The sequence below is a fragment of the Mesorhizobium sp. CNPSo 4684 genome (assembly GCF_057784315.1).
On record NZ_JBWLUX010000024.1, the window covers coordinates 1 to 19976 of the forward strand.

The window sequence follows — 19976 nt, forward strand, 5'->3', positions numbered from 1 at the left end:
GTGACGAAGGCGAAGATCCCAAGCTCTCCCGCGGCTGTAACCTCAGGTGGTACGGGCGACTTCGCCAAGCCAAGGTCCGGGCGGCCGCCCGGACCTTGGCTCAATCGCTTCAATCCCACGAAATCTCTCTCGTGTAGATACAAGGTGGCCCGAAGGGCCGGATGAGGGGCGGCGCCGACGTCAGTGACTGGCTTTGCTGCTGCGGTCTGTCCAAGGCGATAACCTCGAAACTCCGCGCTGCCCCTCACCTGCCTGCCGGCATCCTCTCCCCGTAAACGGGGCGAGGAGGGCTAATCTCACTCCGCCGGCTCTACATTGGTATAGGCAGCTTCCTCGAGTTCGCGCTTCAGCCTCGCTTCCTCATGCGTCTTCGGCGTGACGAAGCGGCCGAGCAGGAGGTAGGCGACCGGGGTCAGGAACAGCGTTGAGACCGTGGCGAGGCCCAGCCCGCCGACGATCACCCAGCCAAGCGCGATGCGTGCCTCGGCACCGGCGCCGGCGGCCAGCACCAGCGGCACGCCGCCGAGGATGGTGCAGATCATCGTCATCATCACCGGCCGCAGGCGGATGATTGAAGCCTGCTCGATCGCCTCGCGCACACCCAGTCCACGGTCGCGCAGCTGGTTGGCGAATTCGACGATGAGGATGCCGTTCTTGGCCATGACGCCGACCAAAAGCACCAGGCCGATCTGGCTGTAGGCGTTGAGGCTGGTGCCTGACAAAAGCAACGCAAAGATCGCGCAGGCGAGGCCGAGCGGCACCGTCGCCATGATGATGACGGCGCTGACAAAGCTTTCGAATTGGGCAGCAAGCACCAGCAGGATGATGACCAGCGCGAAACCGAAGATGGTGACCATGGCGCTGTTGGTTTCGCCGAGCGTCGCGGCTTCCGCCAGTGGCAGGATGCGGCTGCCCGGCGGCAGAAGCGGCGTGGCGATCTGCTCGGCGACACCGAGCGCATCGCCGAGTGCGAAATTGCCGTTCAGATTGGAGGTGATCGCCACCGAAGGCTGCTGCTGTTCGCGGGTCAGCGACGGCGGCACGGCGCGCTCGGTCAGCGTGGCGATGGTCGACATCGGCACGAAGCGGCCGTCGGCGGTTTTCAGGAAGATGTTTTCCAGATCGGTCGGATCGTTGATCGGGTTGGTGGTCGAAACCAGCTTCACGCGATAGCTGCGGTCGGCGATATAGACGTCGACGACATCGTTGCCGTCGAGCATCGCCTGCAGCGTGTTGGCAAGCCCGGTGATGTCGATGCCGAGATCGGAGGCGCGCTCGCGGTCGATGGCCACCGCCAGTTGCGGCTGCGTCGGGTCGACGGAAAGGCGCGGGTTCTGAAAGCGCGGGTCGGCTTGCATCTGCGCGATGATCTTTACCGCCGCGTCGCCCAGCGCCTTGCGGTCATTGCCGACCAGCGCGAATTGCAGGCCGTTGCCGGCGCCTCTGATGCCGAGGCTGTTGGCCTGCACCGGGAAGATGCGCACGGATGGCACCTGCCGGGTCAGCTGGGTAATCTCGGCCATGATTTCCTGCTGGCTGCGCGCGCGTTCGTCCCACGGCGCCAGTGTCATCACCATGAAGCCTGAGTTGTAGGCGCCGTTCTGGCCGGCGCTTTCGAAGGTTGAGACGATCTCGCCGGAATCGCGCAGCGGCTGGATCAGCCGCTCGATCTTCTGCATCTGCTGCGCGGTGTAATCGAGGCTGACGCCTTGCGGCGCGTTGATGCGCAGAAGCACGACGGCGCGGTCCTCGCTCGGCGTCAGCTCCTGGCGGATGGTGCCGAACAAGGTAAAGGCGGTGGCGGCGAACAGCACCGCGACCAGAAGCACGATCCAGGGCGCGCCGAGGCAGGCATGCAGGCCGCGCTTGTAGGCTGAATTCAGCGCGCCGCCGATGCGCGCGCCAATGCCATGGCCGCCTTCGTTGTGGAGCGATGCGCCGGTCAGCATGCGCGACGCCAGCATCGGACACAGCGTCAGCGCTACCACGCAGGAGAGCAGCACCGACATAGCGAGCACGAAGCCGAATTCGCGGAACAGGCCGCCGGTCTGTCCGGGCAGGAAGGAGATCGGCACGAAGACGGCGACCAGCGTCAATGTCGTGGCGATGACGGCAAAAAACACTTCCTGGGCGCCGAGCACTGCCGCCGCACGCGGTCCCATGCCTTCATTGCGCCGTCGCACGATGTTTTCCAAGACGACGATGGCGTCGTCGACGACGAGGCCCGTCGCCAGCACCAGCGCCAGCAAGGTCAGGATGTTGATCGAGAAGCCGGCGAGATAGATCGCGGCGATGGTGCCGATCATGGCGACCGGCATCGACAGACCGGGGATCAGCGTCGCGCGCCAATCGAGCAGGAAGATGTAGATGACGATCAGCACCATGGAGATCGACAGGCCGAGCGCGATCTCGACCTCGTGCACGGCGCCGTTGACGAAGACGGCGTCGTCGCTGGTGATCTTGATCGACATGCCCTTGGGCAAGTTCTCCTGCAGCGTGGCGACGGCCGCCTTCACGCCGGTGGAAATATCCAGCGTGTTCGATTCCGCCTGGCGGATGATGCCAAGGCCGATGCCTGTCTTGCCGTCGGAGCGCAATGAGGTCTGGCCGATGTCGGGGCCGAGCGTGACGGTGGCGACGTCGCGGATGCGCGTCGTGCCGCCGATGATGATGTTTTCGAACTCTTCCGGCGTCGTCACATCGGCTGTGGTGCGAACGATCAAGTCCTGGTTGGTGGTGGTAATCGAACCGGCCGGCGAATCGAAGGCCACAGAGCCAAGTGCCGCCCTCAAATCGGCGACGGTGAAGCCTAGGCTCGCCAGCTTGTTCTGGTCGACATCGATGCGGAAGATCTTGTCGCGATCGCCATAGACCTGGACGTCGGCGACGCCCGGAACGGCGGCCAGCTCGTCCTCGATCTGGTCCTGGACGATCACCGTCATGTCCTGCACCGACATGCTATCGGAGGTGACGGCCAGCCGCATCACCGGATCGGAGTTGGCGTCGGCCTTGACGATGCGCGGCGGATCGGCGGTGTCCGGCATCTGGTTGGCGACACGGCCGACGGCGTCGCGCACATCGGAGGCGGCGACGTTCAGATCGACGCCGTCATTGAACTCGATGGTGACGCGGCTCTGGCCGAAGGACGAGGTCGACGAGATCGACTTGACGCCGGAGACACGCGCGACCGCGCCCTCGATCGTGTCGGTCAGTTCACGGTCGACCGTTTCGGCGGCAGCACCTTCGAACGCCGTCGACACGGTGACGACGGCGCGGTCGACATCGGGCAGTTCGCGGATCTCGACGCCGTAGAAGGCGGCAAGGCCGGCAACCGCGATCAGCGTGTTGAGCACGAAGGCCATGACCGGCCTGCGGATGAAGAGCGCGGTGAAGCCGGTTTCGCTGACGGCGTTGGCGGTTGCGGTCATGAGCCTTCGGCGGCGTTGGCGGCGCGCTGGGCCTTGCCAGCTATGCGGACCTCGCCGCCTTCGCTGACGCTCTGGGTGCCTTCAGTGACCACCATGTCGCCATCCTCGATCTCGGCATCGATCAGCACGGTCTCGGTGTTGCGCTGGATGATGCGCACGGGAACGCGCCTGGCCTTGCCATCCTCGACCTGCCAGACATAGGCGCCGTCGGAGCCCCACAGGATCGCCAGCGGGCTGACCGCCGGATAGGTGTCGCCGGCAAAGCGCATGGTGATGCCGAACGACATGCCGGCGCGCAGCGAATCCGCAGGGTTGGCGATCGCCGCCTTGACCAGAAGGGTGCGGCTCTTTTCGTCGATATGGTTGTCGATGGCCGACACCGTGCCGGTATAGGCTTTGCTCGGATTGGCGATCGGTGTCGCCGTCAGCTGCGCGCCGACCTTGACGGCGGCGGCGAAGCGCTCGGGCACCAGGAACTCGACCAGGATGGAAGAGCGATCGTCGAGCGTGGCGATCGCCGACTGACTGGTCACGTAATTGCCGGCCGATATGGGCAGGATGCCGACCGTGCCGGCGATGGGTGCTACGATCGAGCGGCGCCGCAAGGCGAGTTCGGCATCGCTGAGCGCCAGTTTAGCGCCGGCAAGCACCACTTCGGCATCGGCGACGGCGACCGGTGTCGCGGCATTGGAGGCCCTCAGTGATTTCACCCGCTCGAGTTTGGCCTGGGCATCCTGCAAAGCGAGCTTGGCACGATCCTGCGCGATCACCTCGGTTTCGGAATCGAGGACGGCGATGATCTGCCCCTTGTCGACGCGGGTGCCGGACTGGACCAGAAATTCAACGAGCCGGCCTGAGCTGTAAGGGTTGACTGTCACCGAAGCGTTGGCGCGGCCTGTTCCGATCGCCTGCAAGCGATCGTTGATGGTTGCGGTGCCCGCCGGCAAGACAACGACATTTGCCAGCCGGCCGGCGGCGTTGCGGCCGCCTGCCTGTTTCGGCGTGTCGACCGCGCCGGTCGTGGCGGGTGCCGAGGCATAGGCCCAGTCGATGCCCCAGCGTGCCAGAACCTCCGGCGCGCCTGGAAAGAAGCGCGCCCAGGCGAGGACAGCCGCGACCAGGATCACAAGCGCAAAAACGATCTGTTTCCAGGCGGCCATCGGCACTCCGGTAGGCAAAATCGACCGGTTTCCCCAAGCAAAAAACGCGCAGCGACGCATCCGGCATGTGCGAAGCCACGGCAATATCATGGCTTTATGGCAATTCTGCCGCGGCCATGCACATTAAATCTGCGTAACGTTGCGCGCCTGAGGCCGGGATTGAGGCTGTCAGCGCAGTCCTTCCAGGTCGCGGATACGCTTGGCGCTGTCGGCCTCGAGCTGCCGGGTGACGGCGCCGATCAGTGTCTCGGCGACAACGAACAATGCCGCTGAGGAATCCCACGCTGACGGCACGGCGGTGCGTCCGGCGATGACATGGCGGGCGAAGCGGGCGATTGGCGACAGCCACTGGTCCGTGAACAGAATGATCTGCACCCCGCGCTGGTGCGCCGTCTCGGCAAAGCGCACCAGACTGTCCTGGTAGCGCCGTATGTCGAAGATCACCAGCACGTCGCGCTTGCCCATGTCGATCAGCCGGTCGCGCCAGATGCTTTCCTGGCCGGCAAGGTGGTAGACATCGGGCTGGATGATGGCGAGATGGGCGGCCATGTAGCGCGCCAGCGGATCGGTGAAGCGGCCGCCGATCAGGAAGGTCTTGCCGCGCCGCTCGGCAAGCCTGGCGGCGATGTCGGCAAGTTGCCTGTCGGAGAGATGCCGGAAGGTCTCGCGCATGTTGTCCAGCGTCGCTTCCAGCATCGGCGATATCGCACCGCTTGGGGACGCCGGGTTGAGCGTGCGCGATGCCGGCGACTGCAATTGCGCCGCCAGTTCGTCCTGCAGCGCCGACTGGAATTCGGGATAGTTCTGGAAGCCGAGCCGGGAAACAAAGCGCAGGATCGTCGGCGACGATACGCCGGCGGCGGCCGAGAATTCGGCGACCGTCTTCAGCCCGATCAATGGATAGTTGGCAATCAGCGTCTGCGCAGCCCGGCGCTCACCGGCCGGCATCGTGCCGATGCGGTCCGAGATCAGTTCGGCAATGCTGGAAATCATGGTTTTCCCCACCCTTGGCGATGTCTACACCGCTTCCCCGAAATCGCGTTTGACAAAGCCGGATAAACTGTATGAAATCATCCACAGGGACGCAATGAGGCAAAATACGTAACATAAGATACAGCGCTCCCCAGGGGACGGCAGTATGGAGAGAGCACGGCCCGCCGGCCTTGCATCGTCTGATACCGTAGGGGTGACGAATCCCGGCGGATTCAGCCCTTTTGTGCTGACCTGCGACCACGCTTCCAATTTTATGCCGGCCAAATTCGGCACGCTCGGCCTGCCCGCCGAAGATCTTTTCCGCCACATCGCCTGGGACCCGGGCGCGTTGCCTGTGGCCCGCCGCATGGCAGCCGCGCTCGATGCGACGCTCATCGAGACACGGATCTCGCGCTTAGTGATCGACTGCAACCGTCCGCTCGATGCGCCCGACCTGGTGCCGCCGGTCAGCGAGACGACGATCATTCCAGGCAATGCCGGCCTGTCGGACACGCAGCGCGCCGAGCGCATCGCTTTGTCGTGGCGACCGTTCCACGACACGATCGCAAACATCATTGACGATCGGCTGGCGCGCGGACAGGAAACGCGGCTGGTGTCGGTGCATTCCTTCACCCCGGTCTACAAGGGCAAGAACCGGCCCTGGCATATCGGCATCATCCATGATGACGATCGCAGGCTGGCGTCGCCGCTGATAGCGGCGCTGCAGCGTCTCTCCGGCGTCACCGTCGGCATCAACGAACCCTATTCGCCTGCCGACCGCGTCTATTTCACCCTCGAGCGCCATGCGCGCTCGCGCGGCCTGGCCTGCGCAATGATCGAAATCCGCAACGACGAAATTTCCGGCGAGACCGGGCAGCGGAAATGGGCGGATCTGCTCACCGGCATTTTTTCGAATCTGGAACCTGAGGAGGCCAAGGGTTCCAGACGACACGCAATGGGAAAGTCAGTTCAATCGGCCAGCTAGAAACAACAGGGGACGAAAATGGCAGGACCGGATACATCAGACCATGAGAGGTCGGAGGACGTAAAAACCCTTCATAGCATGGGCTATGCCCAGGAGCTGGCTCGCCGTATGAGCGGTTTCTCGAACTTCGCAATTTCCTTTTCGATCATTTGTATTCTGGCGGGCGGCATCACGTCCTTCCCGCTGGCCATGGCTACCGGCAGTGGCTTTGAGGCGACTGTCGGCTGGGTCATCGGCGGCGTCTTCGCACTTGTCGTGGCCGCGTCGCTTGGGCAGATTGGCTCGGCCTACCCAACCGCCGGCGGTCTCTACCACTGGTCGTCAATTCTTGGCGGCCGCGGCTGGGGCTGGGCCACGGCCTGGATCAACCTGCTCGGGCTGATCTTCGTCGTCGCCTCGGTCAATGTCGGTGTCTATGCTCTCTTCAAGGACCTTGTCTGGTCCGGCGTGTTCGGTCACGACGTATCGGCCTGGGGGTATCAGGAGCAGGTGATCGGCGTTGTGATCATCACCGTGACACAAGCGCTGATCAACCATTTCGGCATCAAGCTCACCACCATACTGACCGATTTCTCGGGCTACCTCATTCTGGTCGTCGCCGTCGTGTTGACCGCGATGTTCCTGATCTGGGGCGCAAGCTGGGATTTCTCGCGGCTCACCACCTTCGTCAACAATACCGGTGATCCAGGCGCCGGATACGTTCCCACCGCACGGACGGCACTGGTCGCCTTCCTGATCGGCCTGCTCTACCCACTCTACACGATCACCGGCTTCGACGCTTCGGCCCACACATCCGAAGAGACCCACAATGCCCGCGTGGCGGTGCCGCGCGGCATGATCCATTCGGTCCTGTGGTCGCTGGTGTTCGGCTTCGTCATGGCGGTGTCGTTCGTGCTGGCCAGCCCCGATCTGGCAGCAACGGCCAAGGATGGCGCCAATGCCTGGTTCAATCTCTTCAACAACCTGCCGGCACCGTTCTGGCTGAAGAGCATCATTGCCATCGCGATCGTGCTGGCGAACTTCATCTGCGCGCTCGCCGGACTGACGTCGACCTCGCGCATGATCTTTGCCTTTGCGCGTGACGGCGGCCTGCCCGGTTCGTCGGTGTGGAAAACCGTCAGCCCGACATGGCGTACGCCGGTGGCGGCGATCTGGCTCGGAGCGGTGCTCGCGGTCGCAGCGACATTGTACTCGCCGGCTTTCGCCGCACTGGCCGCCGGCTGCGCATTGTTCCTCTATGTGTCCTACGCCATGCCGGTGGCGGCTGGCCTGCTTGCGGAAGGCAAGACCTGGACCGAATTCGGCCCGTTCCGCCTTGGCATCTGGTCCAAGCCATTCGCCGTCATCACGGTGCTTGGCGTTCTGGTCCTGATGTATGCCGGCATCCAGCCGCCATTCGACATCCTGATCAACTATGCCATCGGCCTGATCATTCTGCTCGTGGTTCTGTGGTTCGGCATCGAGTCGCGCCGCTTCAAGGGCCCGCCGATCGGCGCCGATATTGCTCGCCGCGCGCTGGAGATCGCGGCTGCGGAAAAAGCCGTTGGCCAGACGGCGGGCTAACAGCAAGACTACATGCTCCGGCCGGCGCAAGCCGACCGGGGCAGGGCCGGCCAGCTAAGAACGCAAAGGGGACTTCAAATGGCAGCACCGGGTTATTCAGACGTCGACAAGGCGGAGGACGTAAAGCACCTCCACAGCATGGGCTATGCCCAGGAACTGGAGCGGCGGCTCAGCCGCTTCTCGAATTTCGCGGTTTCCTTTTCCATCATCTGCATCCTGTCGGGCGGCATCAATTCGCTGGCGCAGGCAACGTCGGGCGCCGGCGGCATCGGCATCGGCATCGGCTGGCTGGTCGGCTGCTTCGTCTCGCTGACCTTTGCGGTCGCCATGTCGCAGATCAGCTCGGCCTATCCGACGGCCGGCGGCCTCTATCACTGGGGTTCGATCCTCGGCAATCGCGGCACCGGCTGGGTGACGGCATGGCTCAATCTGCTCGGCCTGATCACCGTGCTCGGCGCCATCAATGTCGGCACCTGGACGTTCTTCATCGGCGCTTTTGGGCCGACGCTCGGCATCGAGGGCACGCTCACCAACCAGATGATTTTTCTGATTATCATCACCGGCGCCCAGGCGCTGATCAACCATCTCGGCATCAAGCTGACGGCGAAGCTGACCGACTTTTCGGGCTATCTGATCTTCTTCGGTTCGATCCTGATCGCGGTCGTCTGCCTGTTCTCCGCCGAGACCTGGGATTTCAGCCGGCTCTTCACCTTCCACAACTACTCGGGCGAAGCCGGTGCCAGCGTCTGGCCGTCCGTATCGAACGCCTGGGTGTTCGCGCTTGGCCTCCTGCTGCCGATCTATACGATCACCGGCTACGATGCTTCGGCGCACACTTCCGAGGAAACCATCAAGGCGGCCTCATCGGTGCCGCGTGCCATGGTCATGTCGGTCATCTGGTCGGCTCTGTTCGGCTACCTGTTCCTCGCTGCCTTCGTGCTGATGATCCCCAACATGGACGACGCCGCCAAGCAGGGCTGGAACGTGTTCTTCTGGGCTTTCGATCAGCGTGTCGGCACGGGGCTCAAGGAGTTCGTCTATCTCGTCGTGTTCATCGCCCAGCTGCTGTGCGGCCTCGCAACCGTCACCTCGGCTTCGCGCATGATCTTCGCCTTCTCGCGTGACGGCGGCCTGCCCGGCTCGGCGGCGCTCGCCAAGGTCAGCCCGACCTACCGCACGCCCGTGGCGGCGATCTGGACGGCATCGATCCTGTCGGTGCTGTTCGTCTGGGGATCGACGCTGGTTTCGGTTGCCGGCACCTCCGCCTACACCATCGTCGTGTCCTGCACCGTCATCTTCCTGTTCCTGTCCTTCACCGTGCCGATCGTGCTCGGCATGCTGGCCTGGGGAACGCCGAAATGGGACAAGATGGGGCCGTGGAATATGGGCCGCGGCATCTTCATGCTGTTCGGCGTTCTCTCGATCATCTCGATGATCCTGATCTTCGTCATCGGCATCCAGCCGCCGAACGACTGGGCGCTCTACATCACCGTCGGCTTCTTCATCCTGACGGCGATTATCTGGTTCGCTTTCGAACGCAATCGCTTCCAAGGCCCACCGCTCGGCGACATCATCGCGGCGCGCCAGGCAGCCATCAAGGCAGCCGAACAGGCGGTCGGCGAAACCGGCCACTGATACATCAGCCAAGGCCATGGCCGGCGTTCTGCCGGCCATGGTTTCGTTTACCCCTCTCAATCGACCAGCGCTGGAGTGCCAAAGGAATGGCCGGAATTTTTTCGTTCGATCAGTTGAAGAAAGCGGTCTCCAATGGCGAGATCGACACGGTGCTGGCCTGTATCGTCGACATGCAGGGCAGGCTCGCGGGAAAGCGTTTCCTGGCACAGTACTTCGTCGATTCCGCCCATGACGAGACACATGGCTGCAACTATCTGCTCGCCGCCGACATCGATATGGAGCCGGTGCCGGGCTACAAGGCGGCAAGCTGGTCGAAGGGCTATGGCGACTTCGTCATGAAGCCGGATCTGGCGACACTGCGGCGCCTTCCGTGGCTGGAAAAGACAGCACTCGTGATCTGCGACGTGCTCGACCACCACACCCATGACGACCTGCCGCATTCGCCGCGCGCCATCCTGAAGAAGCAGGTCAAGCGGCTGACGGAGCGCGGCTATATCGGCTACTTCGCCTCCGAGCTTGAATTCTATCTGTTCAACGAGACCTACGATTCCGCCCGCAAGAAGCACTGGCAGGGCCTCGACACCGCCTCGCCCTATATTGGCGACTACCAGATCGGCATCACCACCAAGGAAGAAGGCGTCATGCGCCGGCTTCGCAACGAGATGGAAGCGGCCGGCATCCCTATCGAGAATTCGAAGGGCGAATGGGGTCCGGGCCAGGAAGAGATCAATGTGCGCTATGCCGAGGCGCTCGACATGGCCGACCGCCACGTCATCCTGAAGAACGGCGCCAAGGAAATCGCCGAGTCCGAAGGCAAGTCGATTTCCTTCATGTCGAAGTACAATTACGGGCTCGCCGGCAATTCCAGCCACATCCACAATTCGCTGTGGAGCGCCGACGGCAAGACGCCGCTGTTCTTCGACAAAAAGGCGGACTGGACTTTGTCGACGCTCGGCCAGCAATGGGCGGCGGGGCAGCTGAAATACGCCAAGGAGTTCACCTGGTTCCTTGCGCCCTACATCAACTCCTACAAGCGTTTCCAGGCCGGCACCTTCGCGCCGACCAAGATCATGTGGAGCGAGGACAACCGCACCGCCGGCTTCCGCCTGTGCGGCGAGGGCACCAAGGGCATCCGCATGGAATGCCGCATCGGCGGCGCCGACCTGAACCCCTATCTCGCCTTTGCGGCGCTGATCGCCGCCGGCCTCGCCGGCATCGATGAGAAGCTGGAGCTGCAGAAGCCGTTCGTCGGCGATGCCTATCAGGCCTCGCGCCTGCCCGAGATTCCGAAGACGCTTCGGGACGCCACCGAGACGCTGGCCAAGTCGAAGATGCTGAAGCAGGCGCTCGGCGACGACGTGCTTGAACATTACGTCCACACCGCGAAGTGGGAGCAGTTCGAATACGACCGCCGCATTACGGATTGGGAACTGCACAGGGGGTTCGAGCGGTACTAGGGTAGCCTGCGAAACGTCGGCGCTGCCCCTCACCCTTACCCTCTCCCCGTGAAGAACGGGGAGAGGGGGCGTCGACGTTGGAGCTTTCCCTTCTCCCCGTCGCTATACTGGGAGAAGGTGCCGGCAGGCGGATGAGGGGCAGCGCAAAGCCAGATGATTTTCGATTTTAAAGAAGTGCGAGGACTTAAACGATGACCGAAACGGTCAAACTCAAATCCCCCATCGATGATTCGATCTATGCCGAGCGGCCGATCGCGACCGACCAGGCGATCAATGCCGCGGTCGAGCGCGCGAGAGCGGCGCAGGAGAAATGGGCGCTGACACCGATCGTCGAGCGCGGCAAGTATATGCTGGCGATGCTCGAAGCGCTGGTCGCCATGACCGACGAGATCGTGCCGGAGATCGCTTGGCAGATGGGCCGGCCGGTGCGCTATGGCGGCGAGTTCGGCGGCGTTAGGGAACGCACCAACTACATGGTCGAGATTGCTGAAGCTGCGCTGAAATCCGTGCCGGCTTCCAATCCGAAGGACGGCTTTCGCCGCTATGTGAAGAAGGATCCGCTCGGCGTCGTCATGGTGATCGCGCCGTGGAACTATCCTTATCTGACCGCGGTCAACACTATTGTGCCGGCGCTGATGGCCGGCAATACCGTCATCCTGAAGCATGCGGCGCAGACGCTGCTGGTCGGTGAACGTTTTCAGCAGGCCTTCGACAAGGTTGGCCTGCCAAAGGGTGTGTTCCAGAATGTCGTGCTCAACCACGCCCAGACGGAAAAACTGCTCGGTTCCGGCAAGATCGACCATGTCAATTTCACCGGCTCGGTAGGCGGTGGCCGCGCCATCGAGAAGGCGGCGGCAGGCACCTTCATGACACTCGGCCTCGAGCTCGGCGGCAAGGATCCGGCCTATGTGCTGCCCGACGCAAAGCTCGATCATGCGGTGGCCAATCTGGTCGACGGCGCCTTCTACAATTCCGGCCAGTGCTGCTGCGGCATCGAGCGCGTCTATGTGCATGAAAAGGTCTACGACCAGTTCGTCGAAGGCTTCATTGCCGAGACCAAGAACTATGTCGTCGGCAATCCGCTGGAGCAGGCGACGACAATGGGGCCGATGGCGCAGGCGCGCTTTGCCGACCTGATCCGCGAGCAGAAGGCCGAGGCGCTGCGCAAAGGCGCGCTAGCACATATCAATATGAAGGTGGCTAATGACCAAGCCGGCTCGCCCTACCTGGCGCCGGAAGTGCTGACCAGCGTCGACCACCAGATGAGCGTCATGCGCGAGGAAAGCTTTGGCCCGATCGTCGGTATCATGAAGGTGCGCAACGACGAGGAGGCGATCGCGCTGATGAACGACAGCCCCTACGGGCTGACGGCCTCGATCTGGACGCGCGACACTGAGCACGCCATCGCGATCGGCGACCGCGTCGAGACCGGCACCGTGTTCATGAACCGCTGCGACTATCTCGATCCGGCGCTGGTGTGGACCGGTGTCAAGGACACCGGCAAGGGCGTTGCCCTTTCGGCGCTCGGCTATGACAATCTGACCAGGCCGAAATCCTTCCATCTGCGTGAAGCCATCTGATTTTTGAAAGACAAGACATGTCCAAACTGATCTCCAAATGGAACTACCCGACCACAGTCCGCTTCGGCGCCGGGCGCATCAAGGAATTGCCCGAGGTGCTGGAAGCGACCGGCATCAAGCGGCCGCTGTTCGTCACCGATCCGGGGCTGGCCAAACTGCCGGTCGTCGCTTCGACGCTGAAAATCCTCGACGACGCCAAGGTGCCCTATGGCGTGTTTTCCGAGGTGAAGCCGAACCCGGTCGATTCCAACCTGACCGCCGGCATTGCCGTGTTCAAGAAAGGCAAGCATGACGGCGTCATCGCCTTCGGTGGCGGTTCGGCGCTCGATCTCGGCAAGCTGATCGCCTTCCAGGCCGGGCAGACGAGGCCCGTCTGGGATTTCGAGGATGTCGGCGACTGGTGGACGCGCGCCAATTCGGATGCCATCGCGCCAATCATCGCCGTGCCGACCACCGCAGGCACCGGCTCGGAAGTCGGCCGTGCCGGCGTCATCACCAATGAGGCGACGCACACCAAGAAGGTGATCTTCCATCCGAAGCTTTTGCCGGCAATCGTCATTGCCGATCCGGAACTGTCGGTCGGGATGCCCGGTTTCATCACCGCCGGAACTGGCATGGATGCTCTGGCACACTGCCTGGAAGCCTATTGCGCGCCGGGCTATCATCCGATGGCCGACGGCATTGCCGTCGAAGGTATCCGGCTGGTGTTCGAGAACCTGCCCAAGGCTTATGCCAACGGCAAGGACCTCGTCGCCCGCGCCCATATGATGAGCGCTGCCGCCATGGGCGCCGCCGCCTTCCAGAAGGGGCTGGGCGCCATCCATTCGCTGTCGCATCCGATCGGCGCGCTCTACGACACCCATCACGGCATGACCAATGCGGTGTTCATGCCCTACGTGCTGGCCTTCAACCGGGACTCGATCGAGGAGCGCATCGCCCGGCTTGCCGCCTATTGCGGCATCAAGGGCGGCTTCGACGGTTTCGCCAAGGCGATCATCAAGCTGCGCAAGGAGCTCAAGGTGCCGCATGCGCTGCCCGGTCTGATCAAGGGGCTCGACATGGACAAGAAGCGCAAGGGGCTGATCGCCGACATGGCGGTGGTCGATCCGACCGCCGGCGGCAATCCGGTCAAGCTTACCAAGAAGGCGGCGCTGACGCTGCTTGAGAACGCCATAGCCGGCACTGTGTGAGGCCGCTTGGGGCGCCGGAAGTGATCTGGAAACGAGGGGAAAGGAAAGGGCAAGGGGGCAAAGGGCAAGGCAATAAACCATTAGCCGGGAAATTAAGTGGAGGCTAATTGCTACAGCCCGTTAAAAAGAGTTAACTTTTCGTGCCGCCGGGGGCCAGTTTCAAAAAGCTTTCATCTGGCTGTCACATGAAAAAGATACCGCATCGCAGGCGTCCAGCGACGCCAGTTCAACGGAGAGAACACATGTTCAAGTTTACGGGGAAAGTGCTTTCCCTATCGGCCGTCGCCCTCATGGCGACCTCTGCTATCTCGTCGGCCCAGTCCATGGATGAACTGGTTGCCGCGGCAAAGAAGGAAGGCCAGCTCACCACCATCGCGCTGCCGCATGACTGGTGTGGCTATGGCGCCGTCATCGACGGTTTCAAGGCGAAGTATCCGGAAATCACGGTCAACGAGCTCAATCCCGATGCCGGCTCCGGCGACGAGGTCGAGGCGATCAAGGCCAACAAGGACAACAAGGGCCCGCAGGCTCCCGACGTGATCGATGTCGGCCTGTCCTTCGGCCCGACCGCCAAGGCCGACGGCCTTATCCAGGCCTACAAAGTGTCGACCTGGGACTCGATCCCGGACAGCGCCAAGGATGCCGACGGTTTCTGGACCGGCGACTACTACGGCGTGCTGTCCTTCCTGGTGAATAAGGATCTCGTCAAGGAAGCACCGGCTGACTGGGCTGACCTGCTGAAGCCGGAATTCGCCAACACCGTGGCGCTTGCAGGCGACCCGCGCGCCTCGAACCAGGCCATCCAGGCCGTCTACGCGGCTGGCCTTTCCAGCGGCGCGGCTGCCGGCGAAGCTGCCGGTACCGCCGGCCTCGACTTCTTCAAGAAGCTCAATGCCGCCGGCAATTTCGTGCCGGTCATCGGCAAGCCGGCGACCCTGGCTCAAGGCCAGACGCCGATCCTGGTGACCTGGGACTACAATGCACTTGCCGGTCGCGACACGCTGAAGGGCAATCCGCCCGTCGACGTCGTCGTGCCGAAGACGGGTGTCGTTGCTGGCGTCTACGTGCAGGCGATCAGTGCTTTCGCACCGCATCCGAACGCTGCCAAGCTGTGGCTGGAGTATCTCTACTCCGACGAAGGCCAGATCGGCTGGCTGAAAGGCTATTGCCACCCGATCCGCTTCAACGATCTTGCCAAGAACGGCAAGCTCCCGGCGGACGTGATGGCCAAGCTGCCGCCGGCTGAGGCTTACGCTGCGGCGGTGTTCCCGACGCTGGACGAGCAGGGCAAGGCAAAGGAAGCCGTCACCAAGAACTGGGATGCCGTCGTCGGCGCCAACGTCAAGTAAGGCTTGAAGCCAACCGGGCGGCCTCGCGGCCGCCCGGTTTTCCTCGGAGACGGTAGCCGGCGCATGACAGATCTCTCGCTTTCCGATCACGCAGTCGCCGGGAAGACCGCGCCCCCCAGCGAGGCGCGCGCATTGCGACTGCCGACGCAATGGCTCGGTGTCGCGCCATTTTTCATCTTCGCAATCATGTTCCTGATCTTGCCCACGCTCTATCTGATGCTGGGCGCATTCCAGAACGATGCCGGCGAGTTCACGTTCGAAAACATAGCGGCGCTGGCGCAGCCATCGATTGTCGCCGCCTACTGGATCTCGCTCAAGGTCAGCCTTTCCTCGGCGCTGATCGGTGCCTTCGCCGGGCTCGCCATCGCCATCGCGATCGTGCGCGGCGGCCTGCCGGAGTGGATACGCTCGGCAACGCTAACCTTTTCCGGCGTTGCTTCCAATTTCGCCGGCGTACCGCTGGCCTTCGCCTTCCTCGCGACACTGGGACGGCTCGGTCTAGCTACGGTGCTTCTGAACACGGTGTTCGGCCTCAACATCTACGCTCACGGCTTCAACATCCTGTCGTTCTGGGGCCTGACGCTGACCTATGTCTATTTCCAGATCCCGCTGATGGTGGTCATCATCACGCCGGCGATCGACGGTTTGAAGAAGGAATGGGGCGAGGCCGCCGCGACGCTCGGCGCCACCCAGGCGCAATACTGGCGCATGGTGGTGATCCCGGTGATCTGGCCGAGCTTCCTCGGCACGGTCATCCTGCTCTTCGCCAATGCCTTCGGCGCGATCGCCACCGCTTATGCGCTGACCGGCTCCTCCCTCAACATCGTGCCGATCCTGCTCTATGCGCAGATCCGCGGCGACGTGCTGCACAATGCTCATCTCGGCTATGCGATCGCCTTCGGCATGATCGTCATCACCGGGCTCGCGAATGTCTTCTACATCTGGTTCCGGACGCGTTCGGAGAGGTGGCTGAAATGAAGTCCGGCAAATTCTGGGCCTGGGTCGTCTTCGCGCTGGGCGCGGCCTATTTCTTCATTCCGCTGATCGCAACCGTGGAATTTTCCATGCGCATGCGGCGCGGCGCCTATTCCTTCGATGCCTATCAGATCGTACTTGGCGACCCTCGTTTTCAGGCGACCTTTGGCTACTCGGTGCTCGCCGCCGTCTTCACCATCATTCTCGGCGTGTTGATCGTGGTGCCCGCCGCCTACTGGATTCGGCTGCGCCTGCCGCAACTGCGGCCGATCGTAGAGTTTATCACGTTGCTGCCGCTGGTCATTCCGGCCATCGTCATCGTCTTCGGCTATATCAGGATGTACGGTTCGAATTCGCCGCTGCCGTTCCTGGCGACCGACATGGGTACAAATGCCTTGCTGGTCATCGGTTATGCAATGCTGGCGCTGCCCTACATGTACCGCGCCGTCGATACCGGCCTTCGCACCATTGATGTCAGGACGCTGACGGAAGCGGCGCAGATTCTTGGCGCCGGTTGGGGCACGATCATTGGTCGAGTGATCCTGCCCAATGTGCTGATCGCGGTGTTGTCGGGCGCCTTCCTCACCTTCGCCATCGTCATCGGCGAATTCACCATGGCCAGCCTGCTCAACCGACCCGCCTTCGGCCCCTATCTGCAAAACGTTGGCGCCAACCGCGCTTATGAGCCGGCGGCGCTTGCCATCATCGCCTTCGCCATCACCTGGGGCTGCATGTCGCTGATCCAGATCCTGTCCCGGTTCGCGCCGAGATCGGCGAACCGCCCGAACTGATCGACAAAGTACTGATCGAAAGAAAAAGCCATGGCCGAACCATTCCTCTCCATCCAGCATGTGCGAAAATCCTTCGGCTCCACAACTGTGGTCGAGGATTTCAATCTCGATGTCGAGCCGGGCGAGTTCGTTTCCTTCCTCGGGCCGTCCGGCTGCGGCAAGACCACCGTTCTGCGAATGGTCGCCGGTTTCGAAGAGCCGTCGGCGGGCAAGATCGTCGTTGCAGGCAAGGACATCACGAGGCTGAAGCCAAACCAGCGCAATGTCGGCATGGTGTTCCAGGCCTATGCGCTGTTCCCCAACCTGACGGTGGCGCAGAACATCGGCTTTGGACTGAAGGTCGCCGGCATGCCCAGGGCAGATATCGATGCCCGCGTTGCCGAGATGCTCGACATCATCAAGCTGCCGCAGATGGCGGATCGCTATCCCTACCAGCTCTCCGGCGGCCAGCAGCAGCGCATCGCGTTGGCTCGCGCCATTGCGCCGAAGCCGAAGCTGCTCTTGCTCGACGAACCACTGTCGGCGCTCGACGCCAAGGTGCGCGTGTCGCTGCGCGAGGAAATCCGTTCCATCCAGAAGAAGCTTGGCATCACCACCATCTTCGTCACCCATGACCAGGAAGAGGCACTGTCGATCTCGGACCGTATCGCGGTGATGTATGGCGGCAAGGCCGAGCAGGTCGGCACGCCGTTCGAAATCTACAACCGCCCGGCAACGAAGTTCGTCGCCAATTTCGTCGGCACGCTGAACGTGCTCGAAGGCAAGGTCACCGATGCCGCGGCCGGCACGGTGCAGGTCAACACCCAGGAGGTCTCGCTCAAGGGCAAGCTCAACGGGTCGAAGTCCGGCGACATGCTGTCTCTGGCGCTGCGGCCGGAGGCGATTTCGCTGGGGCGCCAGCCTGGCCGTGACTCCAGCCTGTCAGGCGAAATTTCCGAAGTGCACTTCCTCGGCTCGGTCATCCGGGTTCGCGTCGGTATCGGCGGTAACACGGTCTCGCTCGACACATTCAACAGCCCGGCAACGCCGCCGCCGGCAGTCGGCGAGAAGGCCGAGATATCGTTCTCGTCGAGCGATATGCTGGTGCTGCACTAATAAAAGCAGCATCCTCAGGAAAACTGAGGCGGTCGATTCAAGCCGGTGCGATGAGCGGCTGCAGGCCAGACCCGAGCGTGCTGTACAATCAACAGCATCTTGCCATCCAGCCACTGCCCACGATGCCGCTTCGCCGCTACGATGGGCCATGGCTCTTTTCGAACTGACCCTTGTCCTGCTTCTGGCTGCCGTCGCGCTGACGGCGCTGTCGCGGCGGCTGGAGATTCCCTATCCGTCCTTGCTGGCTCTGGCCGGGGTCGCGATTGCCTTCGTGCCAGGCGCGCCGACGATCGAGATCGACCCGGAACTGGCGCTCGCTTTGTTCATCGCCCCGGTGCTCCTCGACGCTGCCTACGACACCTCGCTGCGCGACCTGAAACGCTACCGGCTGTCGCTGGCGCTGCTGGCGCTTGGCGCCGTTGTCTTCACCACCGTGGTGGTTGCCCTCGTCGGCTGGAAGATGGCTGGCCTGCCGATCGCGGCGGCAATTGCGCTTGGCGCCATTGTCGCGCCGCCGGATGCCGTGGCGGCGTCTGCCGTTCTCAGCCAGTTCAAGGTGCCGCACCGCATCACCGCCATCCTGCAGGGCGAGAGCCTGCTCAACGATGCCACCGCACTCTTGATCTACCGGCTGGCGGTTTCGGCCGCGCTCGGCACGATCATGCTGAGCAACGCCATCCCGGTGATCCTGTTGGCAACGATCGGCAGTCTGGTCGCGGGCTACGTGTTCGGCCGGATCTCGCTGCTGACGCTTGGCCGCATCGAGGACGCGGCGAGCAGCACGGTGGTGCAGTTTGCCGGAACCTTTGCCGTCTGGATCATCGCAGACAAGCTCGGCCTTTCCGCCATCATCACCATCGTCGTCTACGCCATCACCATTGCGCGCAGGGCACCCCGCCGCATGTCGGCCAGACGCCGCGTCAGCACCTATTCGGTCTGGGAATCGGCGGTGTTCGTGCTCAACGTGCTGGCCTTCGTGCTGATGGGCCTGCAGGCTCGCTCGATCGTCGGCCGGCTTGCCGGCGAGGGGCAGGGCGAAGCCTTCCTCTTTGCCGGAACCGTGCTGGTCGTCGTCATCGTGGCGCGGCTGGTCTGGGTTGGGAGTTACGTCGCCATCATCCGATGGCTTGCCCGCCTCGGCAGCAAAGAGGCAAGGCGCGATCTGCCGACATTTGGCGGCGCCGTGCTGGTCGGCTGGTGCGGCATGCGCGGACTGGTGACGCTGGTCGTGGCCATTGCCCTGCCGGCCGATTTTCCCCACCGCGACCCGATCGTGCTTGCCGCCTTTGCGGTGGTGCTGGGCACGCTGGTGCTGCAAGGCATGACCCTGAAGCCGCTGCTGCGCTGGATCAACTTCGCCCCGGACAGAACGGTCGACAACGAGGTGGCGCAGGCGCGTGTCGCCGTCATGCAGGCCGCACTCGATGTGCTCAGCCGCAAGACCTCGGCGGCGGCTGCCGTCGTGCGAGAACAGTATGAAGCTCAGCGCGTGATCGCGGAAAACCCGGACGACGCCCAAGCCGCCACCGAATACGACCGGTTGCGCCTCTATGCCATCAACCGCCAGCGCGACACGCTCGAGGAGCTGCGCCGCAACGGCACGATCGGCGACGAGGCCTATCACCGGCTGGAGGAAGAGATCGACTGGGCGGAACTGGCCGCATCGCCGGCGGGCCGGTTCCAACCGCTGACGACCGACTAGCGCCTCCTTTTTGCGCCATCACTTTCCACGGGACGCCTCGCGGCGTTTTCCGGCGTGCGGAGGATACCGAGCCGGGCGGGAATCGGTGCATGAT

14 protein-coding genes are annotated in these 19976 nt (G+C 63.1%); 11 read left to right on the forward strand and 3 right to left on the reverse strand.

Annotated features, from left to right (window positions below):
* Positions 1 to 296: 296 nt before the first annotated feature.
* The 3 genes from AC04SG_RS21625 to AC04SG_RS21635 all read right to left on the reverse strand — a co-directional run bounded on the left by AC04SG_RS21625 (position 297) and on the right by AC04SG_RS21635 (position 5581).
* Entirely contained in the window at positions 297 to 3428 is a 3132-nt protein-coding gene (locus AC04SG_RS21625) for an efflux RND transporter permease subunit (protein WP_488552715.1), read from the reverse strand.
* The gene (locus AC04SG_RS21630; protein ID WP_488552716.1) at positions 3425 to 4588 is read right to left on the reverse strand and encodes an efflux RND transporter periplasmic adaptor subunit; all 1164 of its coding nucleotides are present in this window, start codon (positions 4586 to 4588) and stop codon (positions 3425 to 3427) included. Before AC04SG_RS21630 ends, AC04SG_RS21625 begins: the two co-directional genes overlap by 4 nt.
* A 168-nt stretch (positions 4589 to 4756) precedes the next feature.
* Complete coding sequence (locus AC04SG_RS21635; protein WP_192259035.1) at positions 4757 to 5581, reverse strand: MurR/RpiR family transcriptional regulator; 825 nt, start codon at positions 5579 to 5581, stop codon at positions 4757 to 4759.
* Positions 5582 to 5726: 145 nt separating this feature from the next.
* On the opposite strand from AC04SG_RS21635, the gene AC04SG_RS21640 reads away from it, so the two are divergent.
* From AC04SG_RS21640 to AC04SG_RS21690, 11 genes are all read left to right on the forward strand, one after another.
* Complete coding sequence (locus AC04SG_RS21640) at positions 5727 to 6545, forward strand: N-formylglutamate amidohydrolase (RefSeq protein WP_488552717.1); 819 nt, start codon at positions 5727 to 5729, stop codon at positions 6543 to 6545.
* A gap of 18 nt (positions 6546 to 6563) precedes the next feature.
* A complete protein-coding gene (locus tag AC04SG_RS21645) occupies positions 6564 to 8108 on the forward strand; it encodes an amino acid permease (protein WP_488552718.1) in 1545 nt (514 codons plus the stop codon).
* A 78-nt stretch (positions 8109 to 8186) separates the two neighbouring features.
* The gene (locus AC04SG_RS21650) at positions 8187 to 9743 is read left to right on the forward strand and encodes an amino acid permease (RefSeq protein ID WP_488552719.1); all 1557 of its coding nucleotides are present in this window, start codon (positions 8187 to 8189) and stop codon (positions 9741 to 9743) included.
* An 86-nt stretch (positions 9744 to 9829) separates the two neighbouring features.
* On the forward strand, positions 9830 to 11200 hold the full coding sequence (locus AC04SG_RS21655) for a glutamine synthetase family protein (protein WP_477351025.1): 1371 nt from the start codon (positions 9830 to 9832) through the stop codon (positions 11198 to 11200).
* A gap of 191 nt (positions 11201 to 11391) precedes the next feature.
* Complete coding sequence (locus tag AC04SG_RS21660; protein WP_488552720.1) at positions 11392 to 12780, forward strand: aldehyde dehydrogenase family protein; 1389 nt, start codon at positions 11392 to 11394, stop codon at positions 12778 to 12780.
* Between the two features lie 17 nt (positions 12781 to 12797).
* Positions 12798 to 13970, forward strand: coding sequence for an iron-containing alcohol dehydrogenase (locus AC04SG_RS21665; RefSeq protein WP_488552721.1), 1173 nt, complete (start codon positions 12798 to 12800; stop codon positions 13968 to 13970).
* A 242-nt stretch (positions 13971 to 14212) separates the two neighbouring features.
* Positions 14213 to 15319, forward strand: coding sequence for an ABC transporter substrate-binding protein (locus AC04SG_RS21670; protein ID WP_488552722.1), 1107 nt, complete (start codon positions 14213 to 14215; stop codon positions 15317 to 15319).
* Positions 15320 to 15382: 63 nt separating this feature from the next.
* Positions 15383 to 16297, forward strand: coding sequence for an ABC transporter permease (locus AC04SG_RS21675; protein WP_112559240.1), 915 nt, complete (start codon positions 15383 to 15385; stop codon positions 16295 to 16297).
* On the forward strand, positions 16294 to 17085 hold the full coding sequence (locus AC04SG_RS21680; protein WP_112559241.1) for an ABC transporter permease: 792 nt from the start codon (positions 16294 to 16296) through the stop codon (positions 17083 to 17085). The genes AC04SG_RS21675 and AC04SG_RS21680 overlap by 4 nt, the downstream gene beginning before the upstream one ends.
* 30 nt (positions 17086 to 17115) lie before the next feature.
* Positions 17116 to 18180 carry an ABC transporter ATP-binding protein gene (locus AC04SG_RS21685; protein ID WP_488552723.1) on the forward strand — a complete coding sequence of 355 codons (1065 nt, stop codon included), beginning with the start codon at positions 17116 to 17118 and terminating at the stop codon, positions 18178 to 18180.
* A gap of 148 nt (positions 18181 to 18328) precedes the next feature.
* On the forward strand, positions 18329 to 19882 hold the full coding sequence (locus tag AC04SG_RS21690) for a cation:proton antiporter (protein WP_488552724.1): 1554 nt from the start codon (positions 18329 to 18331) through the stop codon (positions 19880 to 19882).
* The last annotated feature ends 94 nt before the right edge of the window (positions 19883 to 19976 follow it).